This is a genomic window from Glutamicibacter sp. NPDC090743 (genome assembly GCF_044769125.1).
In the GTDB taxonomy this organism is placed as follows: Bacteria; Actinomycetota; Actinomycetes; order Actinomycetales; family Micrococcaceae; genus Glutamicibacter.
In genome coordinates, this window is the sequence record NZ_JBIVXE010000001.1 from 366,041 (window position 1) to 391,843 (window position 25,803).

At 58.6% G+C, this 25,803-nt stretch carries 19 protein-coding genes; 16 read left to right on the forward strand and 3 right to left on the reverse strand.

Going from position 1 to position 25,803, the window contains the following annotated elements; genetic code table 11:
• Positions 1-20: 20 nt before the first annotated feature.
• On the reverse strand, positions 21-743 hold the full coding sequence (locus ACIQTS_RS01815) for a hypothetical protein (protein ID WP_402470794.1): 723 nt from the start codon (positions 741-743) through the stop codon (positions 21-23).
• Between the two features lie 47 nt (positions 744-790).
• Between ACIQTS_RS01815 and ACIQTS_RS01820 the strand changes: the two genes are divergently transcribed.
• From ACIQTS_RS01820 to ACIQTS_RS01840, 5 genes are all read left to right on the forward strand, one after another.
• A complete protein-coding gene (locus tag ACIQTS_RS01820) occupies positions 791-1,426 on the forward strand; it encodes a hypothetical protein (protein WP_402470797.1) in 636 nt (211 codons plus the stop codon).
• Positions 1,427-1,516: 90 nt separating this feature from the next.
• Positions 1,517-2,182: a hypothetical protein gene (locus ACIQTS_RS01825; protein ID WP_402470800.1), complete on the forward strand. Its 666-nt coding sequence runs from the start codon at positions 1,517-1,519 to the stop codon at positions 2,180-2,182.
• On the forward strand, positions 2,179-3,426 hold the full coding sequence (locus tag ACIQTS_RS01830) for a CpaE family protein (protein WP_402470803.1): 1,248 nt from the start codon (positions 2,179-2,181) through the stop codon (positions 3,424-3,426). The genes ACIQTS_RS01825 and ACIQTS_RS01830 overlap by 4 nt, the downstream gene beginning before the upstream one ends.
• 125 nt (positions 3,427-3,551) lie before the next feature.
• Entirely contained in the window at positions 3,552-8,345 is a 4,794-nt protein-coding gene (locus ACIQTS_RS01835; protein ID WP_402470806.1) for an NAD-glutamate dehydrogenase, read from the forward strand.
• A 9-nt stretch (positions 8,346-8,354) separates the two neighbouring features.
• Positions 8,355-9,842, forward strand: coding sequence for a sensor histidine kinase (locus ACIQTS_RS01840; protein WP_105656813.1), 1,488 nt, complete (start codon positions 8,355-8,357; stop codon positions 9,840-9,842).
• A 77-nt stretch (positions 9,843-9,919) separates the two neighbouring features.
• On the opposite strand, the gene ACIQTS_RS01845 is transcribed toward ACIQTS_RS01840, so the two are convergent.
• Entirely contained in the window at positions 9,920-11,635 is a 1,716-nt protein-coding gene (locus ACIQTS_RS01845; protein ID WP_402470808.1) for a LysM peptidoglycan-binding domain-containing protein, read from the reverse strand.
• Positions 11,636-11,841: 206 nt separating this feature from the next.
• Here ACIQTS_RS01845 and ACIQTS_RS01850 point away from each other — a divergent pair, with 206 nt between their 5' ends.
• Positions 11,842-12,195, forward strand: a complete 354-nt coding sequence (locus ACIQTS_RS01850; RefSeq protein ID WP_105656811.1) for an Rv2175c family DNA-binding protein — start codon at positions 11,842-11,844, stop codon at positions 12,193-12,195.
• A gap of 100 nt (positions 12,196-12,295) precedes the next feature.
• Here ACIQTS_RS01850 and ACIQTS_RS01855 read toward each other — a convergent pair whose 3' ends face one another.
• Positions 12,296-13,402 carry a polyprenyl synthetase family protein gene (locus ACIQTS_RS01855; protein WP_402470811.1) on the reverse strand — a complete coding sequence of 369 codons (1,107 nt, stop codon included), beginning with the start codon at positions 13,400-13,402 and terminating at the stop codon, positions 12,296-12,298.
• Between the two features lie 162 nt (positions 13,403-13,564).
• On the opposite strand from ACIQTS_RS01855, the gene dinB reads away from it, so the two are divergent.
• The 10 genes from dinB (at position 13,565) to murD (ending at position 25,784) form a co-directional block, all read left to right on the forward strand.
• Entirely contained in the window at positions 13,565-14,731 is a 1,167-nt protein-coding gene (dinB, locus tag ACIQTS_RS01860) for a DNA polymerase IV (protein WP_400288283.1), read from the forward strand.
• Between the two features lie 182 nt (positions 14,732-14,913).
• Complete coding sequence (locus ACIQTS_RS01865; protein WP_105656808.1) at positions 14,914-15,297, forward strand: DUF3040 domain-containing protein; 384 nt, start codon at positions 14,914-14,916, stop codon at positions 15,295-15,297.
• Positions 15,298-15,826: 529 nt separating this feature from the next.
• Complete coding sequence (gene mraZ, locus ACIQTS_RS01870) at positions 15,827-16,240, forward strand: division/cell wall cluster transcriptional repressor MraZ (protein WP_038990697.1); 414 nt, start codon at positions 15,827-15,829, stop codon at positions 16,238-16,240.
• Positions 16,241-16,410: 170 nt separating this feature from the next.
• Complete coding sequence (rsmH, locus tag ACIQTS_RS01875; RefSeq protein WP_181148802.1) at positions 16,411-17,403, forward strand: 16S rRNA (cytosine(1402)-N(4))-methyltransferase RsmH; 993 nt, start codon at positions 16,411-16,413, stop codon at positions 17,401-17,403.
• A 1-nt stretch (position 17,404) separates the two neighbouring features.
• Positions 17,405-18,175, forward strand: a complete 771-nt coding sequence (locus ACIQTS_RS01880) for a hypothetical protein (RefSeq protein ID WP_105656806.1) — start codon at positions 17,405-17,407, stop codon at positions 18,173-18,175.
• Between the two features lie 74 nt (positions 18,176-18,249).
• Positions 18,250-20,064 carry a peptidoglycan D,D-transpeptidase FtsI family protein gene (locus ACIQTS_RS01885; RefSeq protein ID WP_402470815.1) on the forward strand — a complete coding sequence of 605 codons (1,815 nt, stop codon included), beginning with the start codon at positions 18,250-18,252 and terminating at the stop codon, positions 20,062-20,064.
• Positions 20,058-21,650, forward strand: coding sequence for a UDP-N-acetylmuramoyl-L-alanyl-D-glutamate--2,6-diaminopimelate ligase (locus tag ACIQTS_RS01890; RefSeq protein WP_105656805.1), 1,593 nt, complete (start codon positions 20,058-20,060; stop codon positions 21,648-21,650). The genes ACIQTS_RS01885 and ACIQTS_RS01890 overlap by 7 nt, the downstream gene beginning before the upstream one ends.
• A 50-nt stretch (positions 21,651-21,700) precedes the next feature.
• Entirely contained in the window at positions 21,701-23,158 is a 1,458-nt protein-coding gene (gene murF / locus ACIQTS_RS01895) for a UDP-N-acetylmuramoyl-tripeptide--D-alanyl-D-alanine ligase (protein WP_402470818.1), read from the forward strand.
• The gene (mraY, locus tag ACIQTS_RS01900) at positions 23,155-24,258 is read left to right on the forward strand and encodes a phospho-N-acetylmuramoyl-pentapeptide-transferase (protein WP_105656803.1); all 1,104 of its coding nucleotides are present in this window, start codon (positions 23,155-23,157) and stop codon (positions 24,256-24,258) included. The genes murF and mraY overlap by 4 nt, the downstream gene beginning before the upstream one ends.
• Positions 24,240-25,784, forward strand: coding sequence for a UDP-N-acetylmuramoyl-L-alanine--D-glutamate ligase (gene murD / locus ACIQTS_RS01905; protein WP_402470821.1), 1,545 nt, complete (start codon positions 24,240-24,242; stop codon positions 25,782-25,784). The genes mraY and murD overlap by 19 nt, the downstream gene beginning before the upstream one ends.
• Positions 25,785-25,803 lie beyond the last annotated feature (19 nt).

Consider the following 25,803-nt stretch of genomic DNA (forward strand, 5'->3'; position numbering starts at 1 on the left):
GGGGAAGTTCTTGAATGCGCTTAGCCGGCTGGCGGTAGTTCAAGTACCGTTCCAACTCGCAGCAGGTCCGGGTCGGTGCCGATGGACTTCTTGTTGCGTTGATAGATCTTTGGCCAATAGGCAGAAATTTCTTCCACGGTGGCCTGGGCACCTAGATGTTCTGCCGCTATGGTCCACAGATTCTGCCCTTTAGCGACGACAACTTCTGTGCGTTGCACCGAACGTTGGCCTGGATTCCTGGCCCCGGGGGATACCAGTGGGCTCAGGGGAACGCTCATGGATTCGGGGAACCATTGCGGGCTCGGTACGGAGTTTTGCTGCGGGCCTGCATAGCTGGCTAGTTCTTGGCTGGCGTTTTCCGCCGGGACCTGTGCCAGGGAAACTGCCAGTGGTTCACCCGCGTAGGCTGCAGCGACTGAAGAGAGGGCAATCGAGGTTCCAAGCATTGAGCCTAGAATTCTCCTGCTGAGTGCGGGGGCGATTCGTTCGAAGAACCGCGCTAGCTTCGGCTTGCGGTGGGTGAAGGCCCAGCGGATCATCTGGGCCAAGGCCACGCGCAGCAAGTACAGCGTAAGTAACGCCAGGAACGAAAGGCTGACGAGAATCCTTATGTGGTCCGCTGTGGCGAGCCCATCGACTGGGGACCGGAAGTAATCAGATATCCACTGGATTCCCACATAGATAATGACCAATGACGCTGCCGAAAAGAGCAGCAGCACGAATATTTGCCGTTGGCGAGACACCCGAATCACTTCCTTGAATGAATTTTGATGTCATTTGATGGTGTTTGATGTTCATAGTGACACTTAGAGATCGTTTTGTGAATAGGGTTACGCAAAAATGTTTATTCTCGTACAGTGGGCGCATGCGGTGGGATTCACTCTTCGACGACTTGGAGGCTCAGCTAGCAGAACAGAGCCGGGCGCAGCTGCGTGAAGAAATTGCCGAAAACATCAGGGTTGAACGGGCAACTGCCGAACTGCTGCCTACTCTGATGCGGTTCTACGGACACGAATTGAGCCTCCGGCTGGCCGGGGGAACCGAACTCCGCGCGAAGCTCGGCCCTTGCGCGACCGATTACATCTGCCTGGAAACAGAGCAGGCCCAATGGGTGATCCGCAGTGGAGCGATTGAATCCTTCGCCCTTCCGCCGGGGCGCGCACCTGCGGTGGAACGGCGCGCGCCGGGCCGCTCGGTGAAGTTTTCCTCGGTTCTTCGGGGATTGCTCCGGGACCGCGCACGATGCCATGTTTTTGGCCGTGCGGGCAGCTCCATGGCTGAAGGAACGCTGACTCAGGTAGCCAAGGATTTTTTGATAATTCTGGTGCATCCTCGCGATGAATTCGCCAGAGCACAGCAGGCCTCAACGCAATTGCTGATTCCCCTGGATGCTATCGGATGGGTCGAAGCGATCACTCTTTCGTGATCCACAAGTGCACGCAAGGTCTTTCCAGCAGGACCAAGTTGTCGTAGGATCACCATCCATAAGCACCTATGCTGGCGGAAGGTCAGAGCCTTGATCACAGAACAGATCGCCCAGGACGCGCGGACAACCTCGGCCTCGCGTGTGCGACGGCCGAGTTGGAAGGACCCACGCCTGGCTCTCGGCGCGGTGCTCGTAGTCGCTTCGGTCGCGGGAACCGTGTACCTGGTCGGCGAATTGCATCAGACGTCCACGGTGTATGTCGCCAGCACCAATATCACCCTCGGAGAAAAGCTGACCAGCGAGAACATGAAAACTCAAGAAGTCCAGCTTGGCGAAACTCTCGAGAACTACCTGCACACAGATGCGCAGCTCGGCCAGGACGCCCGAGCGAACACCTTTATCAGCGAAGGGCAGCTGATTCCAGTCACCTCGATAATGCACAGTGAAGTGGGGTCGCGCAGGCCGGTCAATGTCGATCTTCCGGCAGACCTTTCTTCGTCGATTACCCCCGGTAGCTTTGTTGACGTATGGATTGCCAAACGCGAAACCGGCGGCAGCACCTACGAAGTCCCGGAAAAGCTCTCCTCCATGGTCGAAGTCGCCGCACGCGTTGAAAGCGGCGGGGGACTGGTGGGAACCCAAGGCACCAACCTGGAACTGCTGGTGGAACCGAATCAGCTTGAACCGCTGCTTCAAGCGCTGGCCAACGAATCGAGAATTATCGTCGTCTACAACCCGGCCGGGACCGAACAATGAGTATTTCGGTCGTAGTGCTCGGCGACCAGGAGAAAATCGTCCGGCAAATCGAAGGGTACCGCGGGGAACTGATGGTCACCCGCGTCTGCTCCGGCATAGCCGAAGCCATTGCCGCTTGCGATACCGGAATGGCTGATGTGCTGATCGTTGCCGACGCCCAGCTGGTGCCGCCCATGGAACAACTTGATGCGTTGCTGATGCGCCAGACAGCGGTTGTCCTGTTCTTTGACCGGCCCGAAGACTGGAAGCCATTGCCTGATGTCCTTCATCTGCCTGCGGATTCCGGCATGGCCGAGCTGGAAGGACGCATCAGGGGCGTAGTTCAGTCATTGAATCATTCTGGAACCAACGGAACGCTCGCGGTTCCCGAACCGGAGGACGACTCTACGGGCCGGAACGGAAGAATCGTCAGCTTCTGGAGCGCCCCTGGATCTCCCGGGCGCAGTACCGTCGCGCTGAATTATGCGGTGGAAACGGCGGCAGCAGGAAAAACCGTGGTGCTTCTGGACGCAGACACCTACGCCGCCAGCATCGCCATTCAATTGGGGCTCATGGACGAATCGGCATCCATCGCGCAGTTGTGCCGTGCCATCGACGCCGGCTCGTTGGATGTTGCCCGACTCAACGCTGCATGTTCCTTGGTCCAGGTCGGGGAGGCGACCATGCGCGTGGCGACCGGAATCCCGCGTGCTAGCCGGTGGCCCGAGGTCCGGGCCTCGGCGCTGCGGCGAGCGGCCATGCTGCTCAAAGTTCACTACGACCTGGTCGTATTGGATTTGGCTCCGTACATTGAATTGGACGAACAGCTCAGTTTCGATACCCAAGCACCACAGCGAAACGCTGTCACCGTCGAGATGCTCCAGTGCTCCGATGAGCTTTTCATGATCGTGCGTGCCGACAGCTTGGGAATTCCGCGTGCACTTCGCGCCATCGACGAATTGGAGGATGCACTGCCCGGGCTGAATCCGAAAATCGTCTTCAACCGCGTGGGAGCCAGCAGTACCGGGCGCAGCCCGAAGCGCAGGTTGATTGAAGCGTGGGACCGGTTTGGGCCGACGCACCAAATCGCAGGGTATCTGCCCGAGGACAGCGCCGCGTGCAACGCGGCAGTGCTGGGAGGAAGCCCATTGCTCGAAATCGCACCTCGGGGCCTATTGCGTATGGAAATACGGTCTTTGGCCGGCATAAATTCCACGGATTCACCCAAGAAATGGAATAGTCGTCGATTTCGCTCCGAAGCTTGAACCCCAGAGGTGAAAACCGAGTAGTGTGGGTAAAACTAGAGATCCGCAAAGGCGCGGGTTGATCGAACTTTGTTCTTGGAGGCGTTCTTTTGAACTCGTCGGAATCCAGCATGTCAGAATCATTCATGGATGAGACACTCACCTCGAAATTGGTGAGCGAGTACTATGGCCAAATTGCGACCGAAGACGTGGCGGCCTACCGGCCAGACGAACTCGAAGCTCGCGTAGCAGCACATCTGGAAATCGGGTTTCAGCGTGATGCTGAAAACGCTAATGTCGCCATTACCCGCAACAACGGAATTTCAGTGGTCCACATCGTCACCGATGACATGCCATTCCTTGTTGATTCGGTAACTGCCGCACTAGTGCAGCTGAATTCACCAATTCAGCTGGTAGTGCATCCGACGTTCGTTGTCTCCCGCAAGACCGAGACCGGCGAAATTTCAAAGATCAGCCATGCTGGTCTGCAGCATGTTGCCAGCGGTGACACCGCTGCGCTCTCGGATTTGAGCACCCTGATTTCGGCCGGTGCAGAAACCCGCATCGAATCGTGGATTTCAGTCGAGCTCGCTCGCGAGCTCAGCGATGAGCAGGCCAAGGAATTTGTTGAGCGCCTCTATAGCGTTCTGGCAGATGTGCGTGTTGCAGTGAAGGACTGGCCGGCCATGCTGGACCGGGCCAAGGATATTGCGCAGAGCCTTCCGCAGACTCCGAAGGCTGAGGAAATCGCCGAGGTGCAGCAGGCATCGGAGCTGCTGGACTGGTTAGCTGACGGAAAGTTCACGTTCCTGGGCTACCGCGACTACTCGCTGGAAACCATCAACGGCGAAGACGTCCTGGTCGCCCGCCCAGGCAGCGGCTTGGGACTGATGCGCGATCTGGCGGACCAAGGTCCACAGCACCTGACCAAGCGCGGCCGCATCACCGCTCGCGACAAGCGTGCGCTGATCGTGACCAAGGCGAACTCCCGTTCCACCGTTCACCGTGGCGTGTACCTGGACTATGTCGGAGTCAAGAGCTTCGATGCCAATGGCGAAGTCAACGGCGAACGCCGTTTCATCGGCCTCTTCTCCTCCAGTGTTTACACCTCGAGCGTGAAGACCGTCCCGCTGGTACGCGAAAAGGTTGAAGCGGTGCTGAAGCGCACCGGCTTCGCGCCTGATTCCCACTCGGGCAAGGACATCACCACTATTCTGGAAAGCTACCCACGCGATGAGATGTTCCAGATCTCCGTCGACGAGTTGACCAAGATTGCCCTCGGTATCCTGCGCCTGCAGGAACGCCGCCGCACCTCGGTCTTCCTTCGCAAGGACGACTACGGCCGCTTCGTCACTGCCATGGTGTTCCTGCCACGTGATCGTTTCTCCACCGCAGTGCGCCTGCGGGTGGAGCAGGAGCTGCAGCGCAGCTTCAACGCAGAATCCGTTGAATATGAAGCGCAGCTGGGTGCGGGCGCGCTCGTTCGCTTGTTCTACCGGCTGCGCCTGCAACGCCACGGACTGGCCCCCGTGGTTGACCGCAAGGCACTGGAGAATCGTATTGCCAAGGCCGTGCGCTCCTGGTCTGACGCCATCGTTGACACCGCCCGCGCGCGTCTGGAACTAGGCGATGCCAACACGCTGTCCAACGCTTGGGCCGAAGCTTTCCCGGCTTCCTACAAGGTGCAGTTCGAAATCGAAGATGCGCTGAAGGATATTGACCTGCTCACCGAGTTGAGCAGTCCAGAAGTCGATGGCCCGGTTGTCTCCTTCTACGATGACGAGAAGCAGGATGAGGATTCTGCTGTTTCCAAGCGCATGAAGATCTATGTGACCAAGCCGCTGCTGCTCTCGCGCATACTGCCAGTTCTGCAGCATCTGGGTCTGGAAGTCGTCGATGAACGCCCCTACGAGCTGAATCCAGAAGGAATCGGCGAACGCTACATCTACGACATGGGCCTGAAGATCGATGAGGAGATCAACTTCCAGGCCGTGGAAGCCAAGCTGGCTGAGGCCTACTGCGCAGTGGTCCGCAACCTCGCCGAATCCGACAGCCTTAACGCACTGGTGCTGCACGAGGGACTCACGTGGGAGGAAGTCTCGATGCTTCGTGCCTACGCCCATTACCTGCTGCAGCTCGGGGTTCCGAACTCCACTGGCTTCATCGCCAGCACCCTGGTTGGCAACCCGTCAGTCACCCACGCCATTGTGGAGCTGTTCCAGGCCACCTTCGACCCGCAGCTGAGCTCCGTGGCTTCGGAAGCTGCTCGGCAGAAGGCGCACGCAAAGGTCGCCGAAGCGCTGGAATCCGTGCCAACGTTGGATGCCGACACCTTGCTGCGCCGTTTCGTGAAGGTGATCGAAGCGACCAAACGCACCAACTACTTCACCACCCATCAGGCACTGGCATTCAAGCTGGCCCCGGAAGAGATCGATTTCGCGCCATTCCCGCGTCCGAAGCACGAACTGTGGGTCTACTCGCCGCGTGTTGAGGGTACCCACTTCCGCTTCGGCGCCGTGGCCCGCGGTGGCCTGCGCTGGTCCGATCGCCGAGAAGATTTCCGTACGGAAGTGCTGGGTCTGGTCAAGGCCCAGATGGTCAAGAACTCCGTCATCGTGCCAACTGGTGCCAAGGGCGGTTTCTACGCCAAGCAGCTTCCCAATCCAGCTCTCGACCGCGGTGCATGGATGGAAGAAGGCAAGGGCGCGTACAAGGTCTTCATCCGCACCCTGCTGGAGCTGACCGACAACATGGTTACCGACGAAAACGGTGAGCACATCGAAGCCCCTGCCAACGTGGTTCGTCGCGATGGCGATGATTCCTACCTGGTGGTCGCTGCCGACAAGGGCACCGCGAGCTTCTCCGATATCGCCAACTCGATCTCGGCCGACAAGGGCCACTGGCTGGGCGATGCCTTTGCTTCGGGCGGCTCGGTGGGCTACGACCACAAGGGCATGGGCATCACCGCACGCGGCGCCTGGGAATCGGTGAAGCGCCACTTCTTCGAGTTGGGCATCGACACCCAGAAGGACGAATTCACCGCCGTCGGCGTGGGCGATATGTCTGGAGACGTGTTCGGCAACGGTTTGCGCCGTACCCCCACCGTGAAGCTGGTGGCGGCCTTCGACCACCGTGATATCTTCCTGGATCCGAACCCGAATCCCCAGGTCGCCTTTGACGAGCGCCAGCGCCTGTATGATCTGCCACGCTCCAGCTGGGCAGACTACAACAAGGAGCTGCTCTCGGCCGGAGGCGGCGTGTACTCGCGCAGCCTCAAGTCCGTGCCGGTTAGCGCCGAGGTCCGCGAGGTCCTGGGCTTGGATGCCGGCACCACCAAGCTGAGCCCTAACGAACTGCTCAAGGCCATCCTCTCAGCGCCAGTGGACCTGCTCTACAACGGCGGTATTGGTACCTACGTGAAGTCAGCGGCTGAAACCCACGGCCAGGTCGGCGACCGAGCCAACGACGCCATCCGCGTCGACGGCGCAGATCTGCGCGTGAAAGTTGTTGGCGAAGGCGGCAACTTGGGCATGACCCAGCTGGGCCGTATTGAGGCAGCCCGCAAGGGCGTCCTGCTGAACACCGATGCCATTGACAACTCTGCTGGCGTGGACACTTCTGACCGCGAAGTGAACATCAAGATCTTCGTGGACCGCCAGATCAAGGCGGGCAATCTCACCGAGGCAGAACGCACGGAGTTCCTGCTCTCGATGACCGATAACATCGGTGATCTGGTGCTGACGACCAACTTCGAACAGAACGTGTTGCTGCTCAATGAGAAGCATGCGGCACTGACCTGGACACCAGCGTACGAGCGCCTGATGCAGTGGCTGGAAGCCCATGCTGACTTGAACCGTGGCTTGGAGTTCTTGCCAAACGCGGATCAGCTGGAAGAGCGCCGCGCCGCTGGCGAGGCGATGACCACCCCAGAGCTCTCGGTGCTGGCCGCATACGCGAAGATCCAGCTGGCGAACGCGCTGACCGAATCCGATCTCGCCGATGATCCGTACTTCACCCGGACCCTGCGCCGCTACTTCCCAACCAAGTTGGTAGAGCGTTTCGGGGATCAGCTCGAAAGCCATCCGTTGCGCCGAGAAATCATCGCGACCGTGATCGCCAACGACATCGTGAACATGGGCGGCATCACCTACGTCTTCCGTGCCATGGAAGAAACCAGTGCCAGCGAAGTCCAGATTGCCAAGGTCTTCTGCGCGCTGCGTGAGATCTACGGATTCGACCGCCAGTTCGATGCGATCAATGCACAGCCTGCCGGAACCGATCTGGAACACTGGGGCCGCCAGCACCACGACATGCGCCGCCTGCTGGACCGTGCCACCCGCTGGTTCATCAACCGCGTCGATCAGGAACTGCTGGTCACCGAAGCGGTCAAACGCTACGAAGCGACGGTTACCGAACTGCGTGAGGCCCTGCCAACCTTGGTTCGGGGCACTGACCTCCAGAGATTCCAGGAGTGGCGTGAAGAGGCCATGGACCAGGGGATCCCGGAGCGTCGTGCCAGCATGTGGGCGACTCAGTTCGAATCCTACGCGCTGCTGGACGTGGCAGAATATGTGCACCGCACCGGGACCGCTCCGGTCAAGGTCGCAGAAACCTACTACGTGCTCTACGACTTGTTCGATGTGGACAGCCTGCTGAATCGCATCACCAACCTTCCTCGCTCGGATCGTTGGCAGGCGCTGGCTCGTGCCGCAATGCGCGATGACCTGTACACCACGATCATCGACCTGACCGGCAACATCCTGGATGCCCACGGCGATATTGCTGACCCGGCAGAGCGTGTTGCTGCATGGGAAGAGGCAAACGCGGCTAACCTTGATCGTGCGAAGACTATGTTCGCGGAAGTGAACAGCCTGGAACGAGACGACATGGCTTCACTTTCCGTGGCACTTCGCCTCTTGCGTTCCATCGTCCGAAGGTAAATACCGCCAATGGCCCTCATCACCGAAGAATTACGTCAACGTGCTGCACTAGCGCCCGGTGATGAGGATTGGCTCCACCTCCTGGTGGGGGACTGGCAACTGGTCTCGGATCTAGCATTCGCAGACCTGGTGCTCTGGTTCCCCACCGGGGACGGTTCCTATACGGCTTTGGCACACGTGCGCCCTTCTACCTCGCATACCGCCTTCCATAGCGACTTCGTGGGAGAACGGATCCGCAAGGATCTGCGCATTATGGTGGACCGCGCTTGGGAAACCAAGCAAGTGCAACGCTCGGCCGAACAAGCCGGCAAAGATATCATCATGGGGTTGACCACGGTGCAGGCGATTCCGCTAGTGCGCCAGAACCAACCGGTTGCGGTCATCACTTCCCACTTCGATCCGAACCAGTCCCGCACACCCAGCAATCTGGAATTGGTCTACCGGCAAAGCGCTGATGACCTGTTGCAGATGGGTACCCAAGGGCTGTGGCCGGACTTCGCCAGCCCTACCGGCTCCCGCCGTGGCGCGCCGCGCGTCGGTGATGGTTTCATCCGGCTCAACGTTGATGGAGCCGTCGAATTCGCCAGCCCGAACGCTGTTTCAGCTTTCCGCCGATTAGGCGCAGCTGATGTCCTCCAGGGCCAGCCACTGGCTGATCTGACGATGGCACTGGTCAGCGACCGTCGTGTAGTCGACGAAACTCTTCCGCTGGTGCTCCAGGGCAAGATGCCATGGCGTACCGAGGTGGAACATCGCGGAGTCACCCTCTCCCTGCGTGCCATTCCGCTGCGCAACGAATCAAAGCGCTGGGGCGCACTGGTGCTGTGCCGCGATGTGTCCGAACTGCGCCGTCGCGAAAAAGAACTGGTCACCAAGGACGCTACGATCCGTGAAATCCATCATCGCGTGAAGAACAACTTGCAGACTGTCGCGGCGCTGTTGCGCATGCAATCGCGCAGGATGAGCTCAGAGGACGGCAAGCAGGGCCTGGAGCAGGCAATGCGACGAGTCTCCACTATCGCTTCGGTCCACGACTTCCTGTCCAAGGGCCTGAACGAAACCGTCAAATTTGATGATCTGATGGATCGCCAGTTCCGTCTGATCGTGGAAATCGCTTCTCCGGAGCAAAGGGTATCCACGCGTCGTGAAGGCGAATTCGGCATGCTTGACGCTGATTTGGCGACACCGTTGTCACTGGTGATCAATGAGCTGGTGACTAATGCCGTGGAACATGGACTAGCGCATCGCAACGGTGAAGTCGCGCTGGTTGCCGAACGCTACAAGGGTGCCGATAGCAAGGATTGGCTCCGGGTTGTCATTGAAGATGACGGCCACGGGTTGCCAGAAGAGCCACGCCGCGAGGGACTTGGGCTGCAAATTGTCCGCACTCTGGTTACCAGCGAACTATCGGGTGAAATCCGTTGGGTACAGAGCGAGAAGGGCGGGACCAAGGTGGTAATCGACATGCCATTGGATCTTGACCACCGTACAGGCTAGGAGCAGCCTGATCAGCTGCAACAAAAAAAGAGGCGCTTCCAACACACCGTGTTGGAAGCGCCTCTCCTTTTGGCTATTTAGCGGTAATTCTTCATGTGAGCCTTGATGCTGGCTACATAATGCTTGGTGTCTTCGTACATGCCGTTGTTACGAACACCGGCCAGACCCTGGTAGTACGATGCGATTGCGTTGTCCAGGTTGTCGGTGTTGTCCAAATTGTAGGCAATTACTGCGACGCCAGCGACAACGTTATCCCGTGGGTTCAGGACGTTCAGGTCCTGGCCAATGACCGATGCGATCCAGTCACCGGTGCTTGGCAGTACCTGCATGGCGCCAACGGCGTTAGCAGGGGAGACCGCACGCATGTTGAAGCCAGACTCCTGGTACGCGTGAGCCAACGCCAGAGCCGGGTCAACGCCCATGCTCTTTGCAGTGGAACGGATGAGGTCCTGCATCTCGCCGCGGCTCGGGACGCTGATCGAGTCAAGGTAGTCCTTGTTCGAGTTAGCATCTCGCACAACGTGATCTGCGTAGGTACGACCAGCGAAGCTATTGCCGATCTTCTGCTTCTTGACCTGACCCGACGGTGCAACCGAGGAGCCCGAAACCTTCAGCTTGGCGCCGATCTTCAATGGCGTGCTCGAGCTGTACTCGGGGTTCAAGTCCAGCAAGGTGGCCAGCTTCATGTCGTGGCTGGTCGCGATGCCACTGAGAGTATCGCCGGACTTCACGGAGTAGGTCGACGTCTTGGCCTTGGGCGCAGCAGTGCTCTTCGGCGAGGAGCTCGAAGACGACGTGCCACCCGAGACCTTGATCTTGCTGCCTGGGAAGATCGGCTTGCTGGCAGAGATGTCATTGGTCTTCAACAGATCGGACAAGCTCATGCCGTGCTTGGCCGCAATGCCGCTGAGCGTGTCACCGGACTTGACGGTGTAGCTTGAAGAACCGGAGGAGGAGGACTTCTTCTGGGAGGACTTCGACGAAGAGCCAGAGGACGAAGAACCCTTGACCTTGATCTTGTCGCCAGGGAAGATCACCTTGCTGGCCGAGATATCGTTCTTGCTAAGGAGCGAAGACAAGCTCATATTGTGCTTGATGGCGATGCTTCCGAGGGTGTCACCGTTCTTCACAGTGTAGGTTGAAGAACCCGACGAAGAAGAAGTTTTCTTCGTCTGCGTCGTGTTGCTGGAGCTCGACGCCGAACCCTTGACCTTCAGCTTATTGCCGGGGAAGATTACCTTGCTTGCAGAGATGTCATTCTTCTTCAACAGATCAGACAAGCTCATGTCGTGCTTGCTCGCAATGCCGCTGAGGGTGTCACCGTTCTTGACGGTGTAAGTGGCGGTACTTGAAGATGACGAGCTCGAAGACTTGCCCTTGGAGCTGTTCTTCAAAGCATGACCGGAGACCTTGAGTGTCTTGCCGGCGACGATTGAATCATTCTTAAGATTATTGAGCTTCTTCAGCTCTGACACGGTTGTGTCATATTCCCGAGCGATGCTCCATAGGGACGCACCTGCCGGGATCTTGATTTCGGAAACATCTCGTTTAGCTGGCAATCCCAGCGTAGATACTCGCGAAGCGATCAGGTGGGCCTTGATCTGGTCTTCAGCGACCTTGATGGTCTCCGGAGTTACCGACTTGGCAAAGCTTCCTGAGGTGTTGGGAACAGTCATCGGTGCTGCCTGCGCTGCGGGAGCTAAGGCGAGGCTGCCAATGACCGCAGCGGGAATGGCCGCGCCTGCTACAACGCCTAACGCATGCTTGGAAGCATGTTTGGATTCGTGGGGCATGGAGTCAATCCTCATTTATACGGTGAAAATAACGGGCTTTGCTCCGCAGGTAACAGAGGGGAAGTGGTTCCCCATGTTGACTGTGATGCAATTGTTATCAAAGTGATACAAGAAAATTTACACTACTCCTGTGACTCATGGGAACTGCTGAGGTGAGTTTCATCCAAATTTCTGCGCGGATCAGGAATTTGTGGGAACCTTAAGGGGTGAAGGAAACCGTAGATCTCGTCGGCCAGTGGCTGACCCTGCCCGATGTGGCTGAAGAATTAGATGTAGATATTCGCCGCGTGCACCGACTGCTGGATGAGCGTGCCATTGTTTCGTTGAGAATTGGCGCTCGCAATGTCCGTTCGATCCCTGCAGATTTTCTCCAAGACGGAGTAGTGGTGGAAAGCCTGAAGGGCACTCTTTCGGTACTCTTGGATGCCGGCTTCTCCGATGAGGAATCGGTTATTTGGCTGTTCACCGAGGATGAATCGCTGCCCGGCACTCCAATGAATGCTCTGCGCACCGGACGTAAAACTGAAATCCGTCGGCGGGCGCAGGCCATGGGCTGGTAATGGCCCGGACGAACTAGCCTCAGTAATAACAAAAGGTCTCAACCGTATTCCATATCGCATGGATGGTTGAGACCTTTCGTTATGTCTTAGTAACGAATCGCTATTTACTTCTCTTTGTCACTGCATCACTGAGCTGCTGCATTCCCGCTAAGGCGAGGGGCGTGACGTGCAATGCGTTCAGGGCGAGATCTGATTGGGTGGTCAACTCACTAATGCTCTGCTCGGTGGCCGCCAGGGCGCCGCTATCGCGCAGAATACCGCTTAGTCTCAACACTTCTTCTTCGCTGAGATCCACTGCGCCGAGGCGACTCTGAATGAAGTCCTGTTCCTCAGAAGTTGATAGCAAGAGGGCGTGGGCAATCAATTCCGTGCGCTTGCCTTCTTGCAAATCGCCGCCGGTCGGCTTCCCTGTGACTGCTGGATCGCCAAACACGCCCAGAACATCGTCACGTAGCTGGAATGCCTCACCCAGCGGAAGCGCGAATGCGGAGTAGCGCTCCATAAGAGCCTCGCTGGCGTCGGCCAACGCGCCGCCAAGCAAGAAAGGGTTTTCAGTGGAGTATTTGGCTGACTTGAAGCGCACGATAGTGCGAGCTCGCTTGACCGCTTCCTTCGGATCGTAGGCGGGGCCCGCAGACTCTTCTAGAACATCAAGATACTGCCCGGCCATCACCTGGGTGCGCATCTGATTGAAGATGGTACGCGCCCGAGCGTTGAGGGAAGCAATACCTGAGAAAACTTCCTCGCTCAACGACAGGCATAGGTCGCCGGTAAGGATTGCGCTGGCCATGCCGTAGCTCGCTGCGCTCCCCGCAAGCCCAAGTTCTCGGTGCTGGGCCTCGAAGCGCTTGTGAACGCTCGGCTGACCGCGTCGTGTATCGGAATTGTCGATGATGTCGTCATGAATCAGCGCGGCTCCTTGGAAGAGTTCCAAGGCCACCCCGAGTTGGACGATGTCGCGTTCATCGGGCCGACCACCTGCACCGAGGTAACCCCAGAAAGCGAACAGGGCGCGAAGCCGCTTGCCGCCACGGGTCAGTGACGTGATCGCATTGACGATTTCGACGGCGCTGCTAGTAATCTGACCAACTTCAACGCTTTTCGCAGCCAGGAATTCTTCCAATAACTGAGCAACGTCAGAAGTGTAGGTACGGCTCAAGCTCTGGGCTTCAGTGTTGAGGTCCGGCACAGAATCAGGCATCGACATGCAAAATCATTTCTACGGGTAAACAACTAGTGGTTAGCAACAACTCTACCGGTGATTCACGCCCGGCGAAGAAGGCACCCAAAGTACACGGGGTGCGAACGGAATCCGAATATACATTCGAGTAAGCTGGTGGTGCAGCCGAACGAGGGGAGAGGAATTGAAATGGTGGATCGTGCAATCCTCCATGTCGATATGGACGCCTTCTTTGTTTCAGTGGAACTGCGGGACCGCCCCGACCTAGTAGGCAAGCCAGTTATTGTAGGCCACCGTTCAGGCCGGAGCGTGGTGCTCTCTGCGTCTTATGACTGCCGAGCTCGCGGGATCCATTCGGCGATGCCGATGAGCCAAGCCATCCCGCTGCTACCACAAGCTACCGTGATCGAGCCGAGCCATCACAAGTACTCGCAAGCCTCGGCCCAGATCATGGCGTACTTCCGCACATTGACGCCTCTGGTTGAGCAAGTCAGTGTCGACGAAGCGTTCCTAGACGTTACTGGAAGCATGCGCATGCTTGGCGGGCCAGTGCAGATCGCTCAGCAGATCCGCGAATATATACGCAAAGAAATGGGACTGCCGGCCAGCGTGGGCATTGCAAGGAATAAATTCGTTGCGAAACTCGCTTCGACGTACGCCAAGCCTGACGGCATGGCGGTAGTTGCACCCGAGCGAACCGAAGAATTCCTGCACGAATTACCCGTGTCGAAAATGTGGGGCGTGGGAAAACGAACCGCTAGTCAGCTTCACTCCTTGGGGATTGAGACCGTGGGGCAACTCGCTGGCGAGCCAGAAGCAAGATTGATTAGCCGGTTGGGGGAACACGGCCGCGCCCTTTATTTGCTCTCGCGGGGGATCGATAACCGTCCGGTGGAGGTTAGCCGGGATGAGAAGAGCATTTCATCGGAACATACCTTTGCGGTGGATATCACCGATCCCCAGGTGCTTGAGGGCGAACTTTTGCGGCTGAGCCATAAGGTCGGTCAACGGCTGCGGCGGCACGGCAAATCAGCCAACGGTGTTGGGCTCAAGATCAAGTACAAGGACTTTTCTGGAATTACGCGTTCGAAGGCGCTCGCAGCTGCGACAGATTCTTCAACGAAAATTAGCGAGTCCGCGCTGGCCCTTCTGCGAAAATTGACCCCTATGCCGCAACCGGTCCGGCTGATCGGGGTGAAAGCTGAACGGTTGCAAGATTACGAGTTGGGTCTGCAATTTAGCTTGGACCCCCGCGAAGAGAAAGCCCGAGAAGCGGAACGCATCGCTGACCAGATCGGACAGAGATTCCCGCAGTCCATCGTGACCCCAGCACGTTTTCTGCGCCCCAAGGAATAAACACATTCTGTGTAGAACGTATGGATATCTGGACAGTGGGGAAGATCAACTAGCAGGGCGGGTGCAAAAGAGACTATCCTTGAATTAAGTTCGATCGAATTCAGGGAACTTTTCCCTTCGACCCGACGTTGAACTTGAAGACGGTGGACGACCGTCGAGATTGCCTTTGGAAGGAGAAGACGATGCCGCTATCGGAACACGAGCAGCGTTTGTTGGAGCAGTTGGAAAAGCAGCTGCATGAAGACCGTCGCTTCGCTTCGAGCATGAAAGGCCCCTCGGGCACGGGACGTTTGTCGACCCGAAATATTGCTCTGGGTATCTTGCTGGTAATCGTCGGCCTAGCGGGACTCATCTTTGGAATCTCGCAGCACATCATCATCGTAGGCGTTCTCGGATTTGCGGTGATGTTCGCGGGTGTACTGCTTGCCCTGACTAAATCGGCTACTGGAAAAATTGGTCCGTCCAACGGAACGGGATCAAAATCTGCAGCCAAGAACAATTCGCAGTTCCTTTCCGGCCTGGAAGAAAAATGGAACCAGCGAAAGCGTGATCAGTCCGATAGCTGATCTGCATTGATATTGAGGTGTGACCCCTAGGGTTGCACCTCTTTTCTTGTTTAAGCCCCGCTTCTCACGTCCCTACGGTCACCGTGCACCTCATGCCGGGGCGCATGGGTTTCGTTCAATTCGGGAAGTTGGATGTCCTGGATATTCGGTGCGCCTATCTGAGGGCCGCGCGACTTTGCAAGTGATCTTGAATTCTCTGCAGATTCCAAGGTTCACGTCCACCTCGCCGGTCAGGCAGGCCCCCACTTCCCTCCCCAGGTTCCTCCACTTCCCACCACCGCGCCTAAAAATAGCTATATTCCGCGGATTTTGCGTGTGGAATCTCTGAAAAATACTGGATCATGCAGCGGGACGATTCCCATCCCTCCACCTGAACATAGGCTGAGCATCCGCTAGATTCAGGTGTTTTTTAAGTCCAGACCCTCGCGAAACCACTGAAATTGCATTGACAGTGGAGGGTTGTGGAGTAAAGTGGAGGCAAGTAGAGGAGAATGGGGCTTCTGGCCACTTCACGGGAAAGGTGGTGTGCATGTTCCTTGGAACTTACACACCGCGTCTTGATGAAAAAGGTCGGTTGATTCTTCCAGCTAAATATCGAGATGAGCTGTCCTATGGGCTGGTTCTCACTCGCGGCCAAGAGCGTTGCATATACGTTTTCAGCCAGCGGGAATTTGAGAAGCAGCACGAGCAGCTGGCGCAGGCATCCTTGACCTCCCGACGAGCACGCGACTATGCGCGTGTGTTCCTCTCAGGGGCCTCGGATGAAGTTCCAGATAAGCAGGGGCGCGTAACGATTCCGCAAGTGCTGCGCACTTATGGAGGCCTTGATCGGGAGGTCACAGTTATCGGTGCGGGTAACCGTATTGAAATCTGGGATTCGACCGCATGGCAGCAGTACTTGGATGAACAAGAAGACGTGTTCTCCGATACTGACGAAGATTAGGGCCTTGTGCCCTACACCGACAAAACACCACGTTTGTTGAGATGAGATCTCCAGCCACCTTGGGGCAGAAAATCGTCTGGCTTCACTTCCCCGGAGCCAGAAGGTTGGATCGCCACTCGGTTGGAGGGGGATCTGATCTCAACAGCAGATCGAAAGCGAAAGGGGGCGCAGTGCCAAATCAGGATTCCCAGCGACCAGCATCCGAACGCCACGTTCCAGTACTTCTGGACCGATGCGTTAATTTGCTAGCTCCAGGTATTGAGCGAGCCAATGCTGAAGGCCGTCGGGCAATTGTGGTTGACTGCACCCTCGGGATGGGTGGGCACTCCGAAGCCATCCTTAAGCGGTTCGACAATTTGCACCTGATCGGTCTAGACCGTGACGAGCAGGCTCACGAACTTGCCGGTGCACGGCTCGCCCCGTTCCAGGACCGCATCGACCTCGTGCACGCGGTGTATGACGAAATTGCGGATGTCGTAGAAGATCTGGGGTTCCCGGGGGTCGACGGCGTTCTGTTCGACCTTGGCGTTTCCTCGCTGCAGCTCGATGAGCGTGAACGGGGTTTCGCCTATTCGTATGATGCACCGCTGGACATGCGCATGGACACCTCTGTTGGCCCAACTGCCGAGGACCTGGTCAACGACTTGGAACGCGACGAACTGCTTCGAATTATTCGACAGTGGGGCGAAGAGAAGTTTGCTGGACGCATCTCGACGGCAATCGTCGAGGCACGCGCCAAGAGCCGCATCACTACCACTGCTGAACTAGTTGAAGTGATCCGCAGCGTTGTGCCCGCGGCGGCAGCTCGAAACCACGGACACCCGGCCAAGAGGACCTTCCAAGCATTGCGTATTGCAGTGAATGAGGAACTTGACGTCTTGGAACGTGCGATCCCGGCGGCAATGGGAGCTTTGAACGTCGGCGGAAGAGTCGTCGTGATGAGTTACCACTCTTTGGAAGACAAAATCACCAAGCGGCACTTCGTCCATGGATCTACCTCGTCGGCCCCTCCGGGATTCCCGGTGGAGCTGGACGAACACAAAGCTGAATACAAGGTGCTCACCAAGGGCACCGAGAAGCCAAGCGACCACGAAATAGCAGAAAATTCACGTGCAGCCTCAGCCCGCTTGCGAGCTGTGGAACGAGTGTTGAAGAGGAGCTAGCATGAGCCAACGAGCCCAGCGCCGCGTGCAGAAGACCGCAGCCGTGAACAACCAGCCTGTTGTCGACGGTAATACTGCGCGTGCAATGCGACCCGAGCCCGTCCCAGCTAGCAACCTGCCTAAAGGCGATTCGCGTCAGCGCGTAACTCTTTCGTTGGTTCCTAAGATGAACGAAACCAGCAAGCGCTCCATGTTCACAATGTCTGCGGTGCTCGTTGTCTTGGCATTCAGCGTGATCGTTACGTTGGTGCTGCTCAATACTTCTGTAGCTCAGCGGCAGTACGACATCGTGAACTTGCGTTCGCAAGAGCGTGCGCTTTCCCAAGAGAATCAGGCACTGCTGAAGGAGGCCCAGTCCTTGGCGGCGCCACAGGCACTGGCCGCCAAGGCAAAGGACCTCGGTTTGGTTTCGCCAGGTGCTCCAGGGCTGATCAGCCTGTCTGAGGGCAAGGTTGCCCAAGACGCTGAGAAGGCGGTCAAGGCAAAGAACAGCAAGCAGGAATACGGAACTATTCCGCTGCCGGGCGACAGCATCCGCAAGGGTGAAAGCAAGACTGAAGCCAACGCATCAAACACGCCGAAGACCACTGTGGGTAAAGCCTCAGCAGATTCACAGAAGGAGTCCGGTGCCACTGAAGGTTCCAAGGAACCAGAGGTGAAGCCGGAGAAAGCTGAACGTGAAGTTGCCAGTGATGGCCGCCCAGTGTTCAATGACGCTGAGCTTAACGGGGGCACGATCCCTGCACCAAGCATCAAATCCCCAGCAGAGTAGTTAGCCCTTTCTAAGCTAGATACAGGTGGCCTACGCTGCTGGAAAACCACGCTGAGGGAAAGTTAGGTTCTTTTGTGAGCTCGACGGCAATCGACACTGCGAAAAAGCGAATGCGCTTTGTGCTGCTCCTCTCCGTGGTTTTGCTGCTGGTGATCCTGGGCCGGCTGGTCTGGGTCCAGGGCATCAACTCGGCAACCATTGCCAACGCTGCACAGGAAAACCGCGAACGCGTTGAAAACATTGCGCCAAATCGAGGATCCATCGAAGACCGCAATGGCACCACCCTCGCCGTCTCAGTAGACCGCTATGATCTGGTCATCGACCAGCGCGAGCAGGGTGAGAACATTCGCCGTGCGAAGCGGGATGGAACCAATGGCCAGGAACGCATCACGTGGGACCAAGCCATTGACGAACTAGCCGATGCCCTTGACCAGGACCGTGAGGAACTTGCCACGAAGGTTCGCCCGCAGGGCGACGCCAAGCCTAAAGGGTACGTCATGCTCGCCAAGAGCGTGACCCCGGAAGTACGCAACGAAGTCCTCGAAATCGGCATTCCGCGACTTGCCTCATTGCTGCGCAGCGAACGCCAGTATCCGCAAGGCGTAATTGCAGGACCACTGCTGGGGTTCGTGCGCAACTCCGAAGACCAAACAGCCGTGGTGGGAGCCGAAGGCCTGGAACTGAGCCAGGAGGAACACCTGGCCGGCACGGCCGGCAGCCGCAAGTTCGAGATCAGCGCCGATGGCGTGCGCATTCCCGTCACCGAGGTCGAAGAAACTCCTGCCGTCGATGGCCAGGACGTCATCCTGACCATCGACTCGGACATCAACTACGTTGCCCAGCGTGCAGCAGAAAAGAAGCAAGCTCAGTTCAACGCTGAGTGGGTTTCCGTGGTCGTCATGAAAGCGGATACCGGCAAGATCCTCGCCATCGGCGACTCCGCTGAATTGGACCCGAATGATCCAGGCGCTACCAAGCCGGAGTTCCGCCGCTCCACCTCCATCACCCGTGCTTTCGAGCCAGGGTCCACAGGCAAGGCCGCGATCTTCGCGGCGGCTATCGACCAGGGCGGAGTGGATCCGCTGACCGAGATGCGTGTGCCGAATAAGAAGACGTTCACCAAGGAAACCATCAATGACTCGTTGGAACACCCAACGTACGACATGACGGTCTCGGGCATCTTCGCCCGTTCCTACAACACCGGCACCGTGATGGTCGGAAATACCATGAGCAAGCAGACCCGTTACGACTACATGCGTGCCTTCGGATTGGGTTCGCCCATCCGCGTCGGCTTGAATGGCGCTAGCGCTGGCCAATTGGCGCACCCCGATAATTGGGACCGCCGCCAGCAGTACACCACCATGTTCGGCCAGGGCTATTCGCAGACCGTGCTGCACACCGCTTCAATTTTCCAGTCCCTGGCCAACGGCGGCGTTCGCCTTTCGCCAAGCCTGATTGAGGGCTACCGCAACGAAGACGGTACCATCACCAAGATCCCCGCACCGGAAAAAAAGCGCGTGGTCAAGAAAAGCACCGCTGACGAAATGCTCAAGCTCATGGAATCGGTCGTTGACGACGGTACCGGCTACAAGGAGCGTATTCCCGGGTACCGCGTGGGCGGCAAGACCGGTACAGGCCAGGCGGCAAGCGCCAAGGGCTATGACGGATATACTTATTCCTTTGCAGGTGTCGCTCCCTTGGAAGATCCGCAGTTCGTCGTCGTGGCAACCATGTACAGGCCAAAGGGCAACTGGAAAGACTTCTCGGTAGCTGACACGTTTACCGATGTTATGAGCCATACTCTCAACACATTCAATGTGCCACCGAGCACGACAAAGTCAGAGGCGTATGACGTCTTTGTAGGTGAGGATCAGAAGAAATCTTGGTAGTCCAGAACCCCGACACTCCGCGTGAGCTAGAACGGTACCTACGCCCAGAGAGCATCGCCGGTCTTGGCTTCGACCAGCTCTGCGGCACAGCTGGCGCGGTGCGAACTGGAGCGCTGCTCAATGCCGCTCCGCAAATCCTCGGCGTCAGCCTCAACCCGCAGATCGTACAGAGTGGTGACGTCTTCCTGGGTATTTCCGGCGCCAAGCGCCACGGTGCCGAATTCGTGGAAACCGCCATCGGCAACGGTGCTGTCGCACTGATCACCGATACTGCAGGACTCGAATTCCTCAGCGATGACCTCTCGATCCCGGTGGCAGTCGTTGCAGATGTACGCAAATCCGCAGCCGTGATCGCGCAGAGCGTCTACGGAACCGACCAGCGCAGCCCGAAGCTGTTCGCTGTCACCGGCACCAACGGCAAGACCACCACAACCTTCATGATCCGCGCGATCCTGGACGCACTGGGCGAAGAAACCGGCCTGATCGGCACGATTGAGATGTCCGCCCGCGGGCAGATCATCCCCAGCGTGCTGACCACCCCGGAGTCCACCCAGCTGCACGGCGTGCTCTCGCGCATGGCGCAGCAGGAAGTCACGTCGGTGGCCATGGAGGTATCCAGCCACTCGCTGAGCTATGGCCGCGTTGACGCCCTGCGCTTTGCCGTTTCCGGTTACACCAACCTGACCCAGGACCACTTGGACCTGCACGGCACGATGGACGAGTACTTCGAAACCAAGGCCGAACTATTCACCGCGGAACGCTCCGAGCGCGCAGTGGTCATGGTAGACGATGAATACGGCCAGCGCCTGGCCGAGCGCGCCCTGGTGCCTACCGAGACCCTGAGCCTCGACGGCGAACACCCTTCGGCGCACTGGAGGGTTGCCGAACTGGCGCACTGCGGATTGGGCCACAGTTTCACCCTGGTGCACCGGGATGGGCGCCAGCTGCGGACCCGCACTCTGCTTCCAGGCATGTTCAACGTCGCCAACGGAGCGCTGGCGGCCTTGATGGTGCTGGCCGGCGGTGCGGACCTCGAAGCCCTGCAGCAGGCCTTGGACTCCAAGGATCCGCTGTCGGTCGCCGTTCCAGGGCGGATGCAGGTCGTAGCCGAATCTCCGGTAGCCGTAGTCGATTTCGCCCATAATTCGGATGCACTGGCAAAGGCTTTGGATTCCATCCGTCCGGGGGAGCAGGGACGCCGGATCGTCGTCTTCGGCGCCACCGGAGAGCGCGATAAGACCAAGCGCCCGGATATGGGAGCGGTGGCAGCCCGCCACGCGGATATCGTCATTGTGACCGACGACGACCCGCACAGCGAAGACCCGGCTCCGATCCGCGCCCAGGTTGCCGCCGGAGCACAGCAAGTTCTCGATTCCGAGCGTCCGCAGGTGCAGCTTCACAACATCGCGCCACGCGCCAAAGCCGTAGAGTTCGCTGTGAGTTTGGCCGAAGCCAACGACGCGATTCTCGTGGCCGGGCGGGGACATGAAGTCAGCCAAGACGTCGCGGGAATTGACGTGGAACTGGATGATCGAGTGGAACTAGCGAAAGCACTGAATCTTCATGGATTTGTGACCAATTCCTAGAACGTACAAGTCCACTATCGCCACCGCTCAAGTGTAAAGTCCTTATTGCCATGATTGAACTGTCTCTGACCGACCTGCTGGAAATCACCGGCGGAAAAGCGACTGCTACAGCCGCCTCCGACACGGTGATCACTTCCGTGACCACTGACTCGCGCGAAGTCGTCCCGGGTGCCTTATTCGTCGCCAAGCCCGGAGAATTCTCCGACGGGCACGCCTTTATCGACCGTGCACGCGCCGCCGGCGCAGTGCTGGCCCTAGCCGAACGCATTACCCACGATGAAGACCGCAGGGAACACCCGGCGATCATCATTGAAGACGCGGTAAAAGCAATGGGCAAAATTGCCGCGCACATCGTTGCCCTTCTCAAGGAAAAGAACGACGCTAAGGTCGTGGGAATCACCGGTTCGGCCGGCAAGACCACCACCAAGGACCTGCTCGCCGGTATTCTGTCGCAAGTGGCGCCGACCGTGTCGCCAATCGGCTCGTACAATGGCGAAGTCGGCGTCCCGCTGACGGTATTCAGCGCCACCGAAGAGACCAAGTACTTTGTCATCGAGATGGGGGCCACCGGCATTGGCCACCTGACGTACCTGACAGATATGGTGCACCCGCAGGTCGGTGTCGTGTTGTGCGTCGGTACCGCCCACGCCGGCGAATTCGGCGGGGTGGAGAACATCGAGAAGGCCAAGGGCGAACTCGTTGAAGCCCTGCCAGCCGATGGCACGGCCATCTTGAATGCTGAAGACCCCCGCGTGGCACGCATGGAGTTGCGTTCCGGGGGAGTCGTGCGCTTCTTCGGCACCGGAAAGAACAAGCCGGAAAACGCTGGGGTCTGGGCCACCGACGTTGTTGTTAATTCCCACGGGCAGCCAGAGCTCACTCTTGAATTCCCTGGCGGCTACAGCAAGCGCATCACCTCGGGCCTCCTGGGACGCCATCACGTCTCGAATATCCTCGCCGCGGCCAACGCTGCACTGGCCCTGGATATCGCCCCGGAAGTGATCGCCGCAGGCCTGGAAGGCCGCGCTGCCGGCAGCCGCTGGCGCATGGAGCGCATCGAGCGCGCTGACGGCGTGAGCATCATCAACGACGCGTACAACGCGAACCCTGAATCAATGCGCGCTGCGCTGGTGACCCTGGCCGAATTGGGCCTGGGCGCCGACGGCGCACCGGGCCGACGCACCTGGGCAGTCCTGGGCGAAATGCTGGAACTGGGCGATGACAGCATCCACCAGCACGACCTGCTGGGCCGCATGGCAGTTCGCATGAACATCAAGAAACTTGTAGTGGTAGGCCGTGGCGCAAAGCCCGCCTACAACTCCGCTGTGCTCGAAGGCAGCTGGGGCGACGAGGCCTTCTACGTTGAAGACGTAGATGAGGCTCGCGCGCTGCTGCAAGAGCAGCTTCAGCCAGGCGACATCGCCTTGTTCAAGTCCTCTAACGGGGCCGGTCTACGCTTCCTCGGCGACGACATTGCAGCATTCGCGAAGGAAGGCGACAACGCATGATCGCATTGATTCTGGGGGCCGGCATTGCCCTCGTGCTGACCATGGTGGCCATGCCGCTGTACATCCGCCTGCTCACCAAGAAGCAATACGGCCAGGTCGTGCGCGACGACGGGCCGAACTCGCACGCCATCAAGTCCGGCACCCCGACCATGGGCGGAGTGGTCTTCGTCCTGGCCGTGTTCGTGGCGTACTTCGCCACCCATGGCATCCTTTCGCTCATGGGACGCACTTCTTCGGGAATTACCGCCAGCGGAATGCTGGTCCTGATGCTCTTCGGCGGCATGGGGCTGGTCGGCTTCCTCGATGACTTCATCAAGATCTTCAAGAAGCGCTCATTGGGCTTGCGCGCCTGGCAGAAGATTGTCCTGCAGGCATTCTTCGGCATCAGCTTCGCCGTGCTGGCCTTGCAGTTCCCCAATGACCAGGGCCTGACTCCGGGCTCTACCGCGATCTCCTTCCTGCGCGACACCAACATCGACCTGGCCTTCGCAGGCCCGATGCTGGGCATGATCCTGTTCGTGCTCTGGGCGAACTTCATCGTTACCGGTGCTACCAACGGCGTGAACCTGACCGATGGCCTGGACGGACTGGCTACCGGTGCCTCGATCATGGTCTTCGGCGCCTACACCCTGATGGGAATCTGGCAGCAGAACCAGGCCTGCAGCAACATGGACTCGCTGGACGTCTGCTACTCGGTACGCGACCCGCAGGACCTGGCCCTGCTGGGGGCCACCCTCTCCGGTGCGCTGATCGCCTTCCTCTGGTTCAACGCCAAGCCGGCGAAGATCTTCATGGGCGACACCGGATCGCTGGCCATCGGCGGCGCCGTGGCTGCCTTCGCGATCCTCTCGCGCACCCAGCTGCTGCTGGTGGTAATTGCCGGCCTGTTCGTGATCATCTCCCTGTCGGTGATCATCCAGGTGGGCTACTTCAAGCTCTCGGGCGGCAAGCGCGTGTTCAAGATGGCGCCGCTGCAGCACCACTTCGAGCTTTCGGGCTGGTCCGAAGAAAACGTTGTTATCCGATTCTGGATCCTTGCCGGCCTGTTCGTGGCCGCGGGCCTGGGTCTCTTCTACTCTGAATGGGTTGTCGCACTGTGAGCGTAGACGCTGGCAAATCTCTTGACTCGCTAACCAGCTGGGATGCTGATTGGAAAGGCCTGCGCGTAGTCGTCGCCGGACTGGGACTCTCCGGATTCTCTGCGGCCGACACCCTCATCGAGCTGGGTGCCATCGTCACCGTCATCGACGGCCGCGATGACCAGCTGAACCAGCAACGTGCCGAGACGCTGAAGATCGTCGGGGCCCATGAGGTGCTGCTGGGCGACGGGAACGTCCAGGCCCTGCCGTTGGTCGATGGCAAGCCGGCCCAGCTGGTCATGGTTTCCCCAGGCTGGAATCCCCGTAATCCGGTCATCGCAGAGGCCGAGTCCGAGGGCATCGAGATCTGGAGCGATATCGAGCTGGCTTGGCGCGTGCAGAACCGTGCCGGCCACACAGCACCACAGTGGCTGGCGATTACCGGCACCAACGGCAAGACCACCACTGTGGGCATGACCGAGGCGATCCTGCGCGCCGATGGGCTGAAGGCCATCGCCGTCGGCAACGTCGGCACCCCGATCCTGGATGCCGTACGCGAACCGGTGGACTATGACGTATTCGCCGTCGAGCTCTCCAGCTTCCAGCTGCACTACACGCATAGCATTTCTCCGCTTGCCTCGGTGGTCTTGAACCTGGCCGAAGACCACGTGGACTGGCATGGCGGCTTCGACAACTACAAGGCCGCCAAGGCCAAGATCTACGAACGCACCCAGGTAGCAGCGATCTTCAACGCCGCCGATGAGCGCACCATCACCATGGTGGAAAACGCGGAAGTCATCGAAGGCTGCCGTGCTATCGGCTTCACCACCGATACCCCAGCAGTATCGATGGTGGGTGTTGTCGAAGGCCTGCTGGTGGACCGCGCCTTCATCGAAGAGCGCAAGACCAGTGCCGTGGAACTGATCGCCCTGAAGGACATCGGCGAGATTGTTCCGCGCCACACCGCCGCGAACGCGGCTGCCGCGGCGGCGCTGACCCGCGCGTACGGAGTGAATGCAGAAGCTGTCGCTGCGGGTTTGGCGAACTTCGACTCCGGCGATCACCGGATCCAGGCCGTCGCCCGCAAGAACGACATCCTGTGGATCAATGATTCCAAGGCCACTAATCCGCATGCGGCCGATGCTTCGTTGGCCGCATTCACCCGTGTGGTCTGGATTGCCGGTGGCTTGTCCAAGGGCGTGGAATACGGCGACTTGATCGCCAAGCACGCGCAGCGCCTGGCCAAGGTCTTGCTCATCGGCACCGACACCGCCGGTTTGCGCCAAGCACTCGCTGCCCACGCGCCAGAGGTTGAAGTCATCGACATCACCGGAGCAGCGCAGGGCGGTGACGGTTCGGTTCCAAGCGGCGCCCAGGTCATGACGCGTGCGGTCTCCAAGGCTGCCGAAGTAGCCGAAGCAGGGGATACCGTGCTCATGGCTCCCGCCGCGGCCTCGATGGACCAATTCAGTTCCTACGCCCAGCGTGGCAACGCATTTATCTCTGCCGTCAGTGATCTGATGGATAAAACTGGCGAAGACCAGTAATCGAAAGCTGACCGAATAA